The following is a 7,113-nucleotide window of genomic DNA, read 5'->3' on the forward strand; positions in this document are numbered from 1 at the left end:
AGTGGATTCCATACATCACGCTAGGCAGAATGCAATGCAGATCATGGTCGATTTTTGGACGCGTTCTTTCAGAAATAACACGCCAAGTAGGGCGGTAAATACAGGATGAACGTATTGTAGAATGGTCGCTTCGGCTAATGGCAAAGTGGTCACAGCGTAGTAAACACACATCAAGGCTGCTGTACCAACAGCGCCTCGAACAAACAACAAAGGTTTGTTATTTCCCCAGATCGAAATGCCTTTTCGCTTAACGTCGATATAACTGATGATCAAAGACACCAAAGCCCTTGCTGCAACAATTTCGAATACAGGTATGCCGTAGTTGCTGATGTATTTCACACACGCAGACATCAGTGCGAATCCAAAAGCGGAGAGGATCATGAATCGAACCCCAACAGGGATTTGTGAAAAAGAGAAAGAAGACATAAAAATATCAATAGGCTGAGGGAAAAGGAATCATAACTTAGTTTAGAAGAGCCGACCAAAGTCTTTGTCCTGTTCTATTACACCAAACCATTGATATTGCTGTGCGAGTACTTTCAGCAACTCGATCTCTTTTGTTGTCTCTTCTCTAAGCCATTCAATAAGGTCGTTGATGATAGGCGTGTGACTACGCTGGTGCATGAAGTAAGTCCAAGCACTGTGTTGGATTTTTGCATTTCTAGGGCAGTACAAGAAGCCTCGTTGGAGATCTTGTTGAACTAACAACAGATCCGTGACCGTAACCCCTTCACCGGATAGACAGGCACTGAGCGCCATATCTAAAGACAAGAAGCTGGTATTTCTGACAGGTTTCTTTGGTGGGAATTCAACATCGGCCAGCCACACTTTCCAGTCGTGATGATCTAAGGTTGGATGCAGCCTTGGCAAGGTTAAGATTGAATCAAGGTCGGTGTCTTTGGTGGTTAAACTAGTAGAGCAAACCGGCGCCATGAACTCTTCACGCAAGAAGGTAATGTCAGGTGCCTTGTCATAGCGTTTTTTGAAACGCGTGTGGAAGATCAGTAGATCATACTCACTACTATTAATCGATTCGTCTTCCTCAATCACAGGAACAATGACTATCTCATGATCTTGATAACGCTCGTTTAATTCCCGAACTTTGGAGATCAATACTCGCGTCGCGAAACTCAGAGTCGCTTTGATCACGATACGCTTCTGCTTGGGCTCACTCCAAGAGGCGATAACAGCTTCGATATTACCGTAGCTTTCTCGCAAAGCCACATACAAATCATGACCTTGTACCGTTAATTCTATGGCTCGATGCTTACGAATAACCAGTGATGCGTTTAACTCATCTTCAAGCTGTTTGATCTGTCGGCTGATCGCACTTTGTGTCACATGCAGCTCTTCGGCAGCCAGCGTAAAGCTCATCAGCCTTGCGGCAGCTTCAAAGGCTTTTAAGCCATTATGTGATGATGGCAAGCTAGGATATGGGGTCATAATTCGTTCGCATGAGTTTATGGAATGTTAGAGTCGCAAATTTATCAATTGAACGCTAGCCTCATCGATCGTATTTTGGGCGAAATTACCTGAGGCGCTCATGAAAAAAATACTCACTCTTGCATTCCCTTTGATCATTTCACAGCTGATCTCTATGGCTTTAGTCCTTACTGATGTTTGGATGATGTCGCGTATCAGTGTGTCAGCCCTTGCGGCTGGTGGCTTAGGTGCCTCAATCTACTTTTTCATCTTCATTATTGCGAGCAGCACCGTGGGTTGTGTCGCGAACTTGATTGCGATTGCTTATGGTCAGCGCGTAGCTCGCCCTGAGTTTGGTAATACTCAAATCAGATTGGCTGTGAAAGGCGCAACCATGTTGGCATTCGTGCTCAGCGTGACCTTAATGGCCAGCTTCTGGTTTGCTCCGTTGGTATTAGAAGCAGCCAAACAGCCACCAGAAGTGATCACTTTAGCCATGGAATATGTCCATGCTTTGAAGTGGGTAATGTTGCCTTCGCTTATCTTGTTGGTACTTCGTGGCTTAACCAGTGCGTTTGGCAACGTGCGCTCCATTCTTGTGATGTCGATTATCACCGTAATTCTGAATGTGCCAGTGAGCTACTTTCTCACCTTCCAATTAGACATGGGCTTAACAGGTTTAGGGCTTGGTACGGCTATCGCGGCATTTATCGTGATGGTTGGATATACGGTTTGGGTATTTAAGCGTGACGAGTTTAAGCAGTTCGCCCCTTGGCTAAATACAGAAGAGTATTCAATCAAGTTGATGAGCCCATTGTTGTTGATGGGTCTACCTATCGGCTTGGCTGCTTTACTTGAGCATGGCTTGATTTACGGTGGCACCTTGATGGCGGGCACGATCGGTATTGCTTCGTTAGCCTTGCACCAAATCTTGCTGCAATGTTTAAGCTTTACTTGGAACTTCAACTTCGGTTTCTCGCAAGCTGCCGCAATTTTAGTAGGCCGTGATTATGGCGCGGGCAACTACGAAGGCATCAAAAGAACCTCGATTCAAAGCTTTATATTGGTGTCGGTGTTGAGTGTGGCGTTGTCGGCCGTGTTCATTATATGGCCTGAGATGATCGCTTCTATCTTCAAGTTAGACGATGGCACGGGTGCAATGACTTCACTACTGGCTTCTGTGATTTGGGTCGTTGCTTTGTGCTTTATTGTTGATGCTTGGCAGCTACTGGCGATTAACCTGCTAAGAGGCATGAAGATTGTCTCTATGCCAACCGTGATGACTGCCATCGGTTACTGGGTATTTGGCTTGCCTGCGGCTTGGTATTTGATGCCTAAGTTCGAATTGGCAGGGATTTGGGGCGGAATCGGTGTTGGCTTAGGCGTGACAGGTATTCTGCTGCTTATCCAATTGATGCGTGTCATTCAAAAGAACAACCAATCTCCAGATTTGTCGAATCATGCTTATACGTGATTTGCTTGTGATGCTCGCCTTTACCATGGAACCTTGAACGATAAACGTTGTATTGCTGACCGAGAACTATCAATTACCAACAATGACCTATAAGCCCTAAATTGCGTACTTCGTAATTTAGACCTTGGTCTTACAGAAACCGAGCTAAAAGGTGACTAGAATGATTTGAGTTGCTCACCGTTTTATCAAGGAATACACAAATGGAAGTTGGATTGTTCTGGGCTGAAAAAGGAATGTTAGTGCTTGGCGCACTGTTTGTTTTGACGAGCATGATGCAGTACGGAAGGCGCAGTAGCGATTGGAAGGGCGTGATTACGATGTTTTATAAGCGTATCCCAATGAGTATCGCGGAATACAAATGGTATCGTTTGGGTATCGCTTTATTGGTGTTTGCTGTGGTTATACGTTTCGCATTACTGATCCTATGGCCTTCATACCAGTTCTAGTTCTCTTGCATTAGCTTTGTTGGATAGCTCTCTATCATGGCTACATAAAGCCGTTCAATGAATGAGTCAGTCGAGCCTTAATAAACCCGCTTGTTAAGGCTGCTGTTAAATATAATAGTGCTATTACTCAACAGCAAGGATTGGCTATTACCTTTGTAGCATATTGTTTTTCATGAAGAATAATGCGAAATAATAGCTTACCCACCTGTTTCATCATTCTTACTAATAATCTGCACATAAATCCATTCACCCCGTACCTGATACCATAATGTTCTGTTACACTCGGTCGAATTAGCTTTAATTTGTCAGTGGTGCATTTATGTCGTTCCCAGTTCTTATATGTGATGATTCTGCGTTAGCAAGGAAGCAGATGGCTCGATCACTGCCTAGTTCTCTAAATGCCGATATAACTTTTGCTGTTCATGGGCTTAACGCACTTGAAGAGCTCGCTAAAAACCAGTTTAAACTGATGTTCCTTGATCTCACCATGCCGGAATTAGATGGCTATGGCACATTGGAAGAGATGCAACGTTTAGATGACACTACACCCGTTGTGCTTGTTTCTGGTGATATCCAACCAAAAGCGCAGCAGAAGGTCATGGACCTTGGTGCTAAAGCGTTTTTGAAAAAGCCGATTGATAAAGAAGCGTTAAAAGCGATTCTACGTGAGCATGTTGAGCCACCAAAACAGCCTCAACTTATTACGCCAGCACCGCTAGAGCTACCGATTCTGCGCCGACGTGACATCTATATGGAAGTTGCGAACGTTGCGATAGGTCGAGCAGCCGATGCATTGGCGCGCCATTTTAATGTATTCGTTCACTTACCATTACCGAACGTGAACATCTTCGAAGTGAGCGAATTGCACATGGCACTTCGTGACTTGGCTGACAATGACCAAGTGTCGGGTGTTTGCCAAGGCTTCAGTGGAGAAGGCATTGCAGGTGAAGCGCTAGTTTTGTTGAGTGATTCCAGTGTGAGCGATCTTAAGAAGCTCATGAAGGTGCCAACAGAAAGCGAGCAGCTAGAAGAATTAGAGTTGTTGATGGATGTATCGAACATCTTAGTCGGCTCTTTCTTGAATGGGTTAGGGGAGCAATCAGAAGTTCGTTTCTTCCAGAGCTCTCCTGTGCTGCTAGGTCAACACATCTCGATTGATTCGGTGATTGAAAATACCAGCGGCTCATTTAAAAAGACCATGACGTTCGAAGTCAGCTACAACATAGACGGCACGTCCATCCGTTGTGATCTTCTATTTATGTTCGTTGATGAGTCTCTGCCTCTTCTAGACAACAAATTGGCCTACCTAATGGAGGAGTTTTAATATGCTGAATCTTCCTGCTGAATTTGAACAGTTCCACTGGATGGTAGACATGGTTCAAAACGTCGATATGGGACTGGTGGTCATCAATCGTGATCTTGAGGTGCAAGTTTGGAATGGTTTCATGACGCACCATAGCGGTAAGCAATCGCATGATGCGATCGGTAAGTCGATCTTTGAGTTATTCCCTGAAATTCCTGAAGAGTGGTTTAGGCTTAAAACAAAACCGGTTTATGACCTAGGCTGCCGTAGCTTCATAACGTGGCAACAAAGGCCTTATCTGTTTAAGTGCCGCAACGTGAGGCCAGTAACTCAGCAAGCCGACTTTATGTATCAGAACGTCACGCTTAACCCGATGCGTTCTCCAACTGGGCAAGTGACATCCTTGTTCTTGTCGATTCAAGATGCGACTGCTGAAGCTCTGATGTCTCAGAAAAAGGCTTGACGTACCTTAAGGTGAAAATTGAATCGCCTTATAAGAGCACTCTGAAAACCAAATAAAAATGGCCAAGGTTAATCCCCTTGGCCATTTTTGTATCTGATCCTGTAGTAATGAGTTCGAACTAAAGAAAGGCGTTCCGTGTTCGTTAACTTTAGTCGAGTTGTTGTTAGGCTCTATCAACAGCGGCTTGTATCCGCTGGGTTCTCATAAATAAGCGCATCTAACCTGCCATATTTTGTGGACTTTACCCCGCTCATCCAAGTTTCGAACGTGCTAATCGATCTTGCCTTTGTACTTTATAAATTTCAGGGCTAATGAAAGAGGGCTGAGATCGGCACTCGAAGCGAAAAAAGTCAGAAAAAAATGAAATTATTTAAGAAAAAACGCATTTTTTGATTCAAGAAAAGTGTGATTTTTATGTGATTAAAGGGCACTTTTTTCACAAATTTGCCTTATCGAAGATTTTTTCGCCGAATTTGCAAGGGAAACGTTTGCGCAATAAACCGACAGCGTTTGCGTGAATATGTTGTTAAGTTATTAATTAATATGAATTTAGTAGGAAATGACGGGCGGGAAGCTTTTACCAGATATGGAATCTTTGAGAGGATAGCACAAAAAAAAATGAAATATCAGACTTGCTGTTAGTAAATCACAGCCTATAATGCTGAAAACCGGAGCGTCTGCCAACGCTCCGGTTTTTTTGTGTCCGAAACTCAGTAAAGCGTCTGCCAACGCTTACCGAAAACGCACGACACGTAATATGATTACAGGACAAATTATCATGCGTATCGAACAAGAACTTAAGTTAGGTTTCAAAGATGTACTCTTCCGTCCGAAGCGTTCTACCCTTAAAAGCCGTTCTCAAGTTGAATTAACCCGCGATTTTACATTCAAGCATAGCGGTCGTCAATGGTCTGGTACTCCAGTAATTGCAGCGAACATGGATTCGGTAGCAAGCTTTGAAATGGCAGCGGCTCTAGCAGAGCACGGTGTTATGACTGCAGTACACAAGCACTACACAGTAGAGCAGTGGGCTGAGTTCGCAAAAACAGCAGACAAGAAAACGCTGAACAACGTATTTGTTTCAACAGGTACTTCTGAAGCTGAGTTTGAGAAAACTAAGCAAATCATGGCGCTTAGCGACGAATTCGTATTTATCTGTATTGATATCGCTAACGGCTACTCAGAGCACCTAGTTGAGTATGTACAAAAAGTACGTGCTGAATTCCCGACTAAAGTTATCTCTGCTGGTAACGTTGTAACGGGTGACATGGTTGAAGAGCTAATCCTAGCTGGCGCAGACATCGTTAAGGTTGGTATCGGCCCTGGTTCTGTTTGTACTACACGTGTTAAAACAGGCGTAGGTTACCCTCAACTTTCTGCAATCATCGAGTGTGGCGACGCAGCACACGGCCTTGGCGGCATGATCATCGGTGACGGTGGCTGTTCATGTGCGGGTGACGTATCTAAAGCGTTCGGCGGCGGTGCTGACTTCGTAATGCTAGGCGGCATGCTAGCAGGTCACTCTGAGTCAGGCGGCGAAGTTGTAGAGCAAGACGGTAAGCAATTCATGAAGTTCTATGGAATGTCTTCACAGTCGGCTATGGACAAGCACTCAGGTGGTGTTGCTAAGTACCGTGCTGCTGAAGGTAAAACTGTTTTACTTCCGTTCCGTGGTTCAGTTCACAACACAATTTCTGACATCCTTGGTGGTGTACGTTCAACTTGTACATACGTAGGTGCAGCAAAGCTTAAAGAGCTAACTAAGCGTACGACTTTCATCCGTGTACAAGAGCAAGAGAACAACGTATTCGGTAAAGAGTAATCTGACGATTATTCGGAAAATACGAATTATTGAGAGCCGCATTTTGCGGTTCTTTTTTGTATGAAAATCTCCAAGTGGCGACAAAGTGGCGACAGAAAATTTATTTTTTTGTGGCGATAGAGTGGCGACAAACTACAGATTAGTGATTGGATTATGAGTGATTATTACTCATATCTCTGAATA

Annotated in this window: 6 protein-coding genes and 1 pseudogene; 5 read left to right on the forward strand and 2 right to left on the reverse strand. The window is 44.2% G+C overall.

The window, feature by feature from the left end:
- Window positions 1-18: 18 nt before the first annotated feature.
- Both AB4161_RS22390 and AB4161_RS22395 read right to left on the reverse strand, forming a co-directional pair.
- A pseudogene (locus AB4161_RS22390) lies at window positions 19-426 on the reverse strand (DMT family transporter); the annotation flags it as partial.
- A gap of 42 nt (window positions 427-468) precedes the next feature.
- Window positions 469-1,443 (reverse strand): LysR family transcriptional regulator, encoded by a 975-nt coding sequence (locus AB4161_RS22395; protein ID WP_017068435.1) that lies wholly within the window; start codon window positions 1,441-1,443, stop codon window positions 469-471.
- A gap of 100 nt (window positions 1,444-1,543) precedes the next feature.
- Here AB4161_RS22395 and AB4161_RS22400 point away from each other — a divergent pair, with 100 nt between their 5' ends.
- The 5 genes from AB4161_RS22400 (at window position 1,544) to AB4161_RS22420 (ending at window position 6,930) form a co-directional block, all read left to right on the forward strand.
- Entirely contained in the window at window positions 1,544-2,896 is a 1,353-nt protein-coding gene (locus AB4161_RS22400) for an MATE family efflux transporter (protein WP_372055987.1), read from the forward strand.
- Between the two features lie 200 nt (window positions 2,897-3,096).
- On the forward strand, window positions 3,097-3,342 hold the full coding sequence (locus AB4161_RS22405; protein ID WP_004731665.1) for a hypothetical protein: 246 nt from the start codon (window positions 3,097-3,099) through the stop codon (window positions 3,340-3,342).
- A gap of 319 nt (window positions 3,343-3,661) precedes the next feature.
- Entirely contained in the window at window positions 3,662-4,666 is a 1,005-nt protein-coding gene (locus AB4161_RS22410; RefSeq protein ID WP_372084347.1) for a response regulator, read from the forward strand.
- Between the two features lies 1 nt (window position 4,667).
- Window positions 4,668-5,108: a PAS domain-containing protein gene (locus AB4161_RS22415; protein ID WP_372084348.1), complete on the forward strand. Its 441-nt coding sequence runs from the start codon at window positions 4,668-4,670 to the stop codon at window positions 5,106-5,108.
- 778 nt (window positions 5,109-5,886) lie between these two features.
- Window positions 5,887-6,930 carry a GMP reductase gene (locus AB4161_RS22420; RefSeq protein WP_017062429.1) on the forward strand — a complete coding sequence of 348 codons (1,044 nt, stop codon included), beginning with the start codon at window positions 5,887-5,889 and terminating at the stop codon, window positions 6,928-6,930.
- Window positions 6,931-7,113: the final 183 nt, after the last annotated feature.

Source organism: Vibrio sp. 10N.286.51.E5 (assembly GCF_041469125.1).
GTDB lineage: Bacteria > Pseudomonadota > Gammaproteobacteria > Enterobacterales > Vibrionaceae > Vibrio > Vibrio crassostreae_C.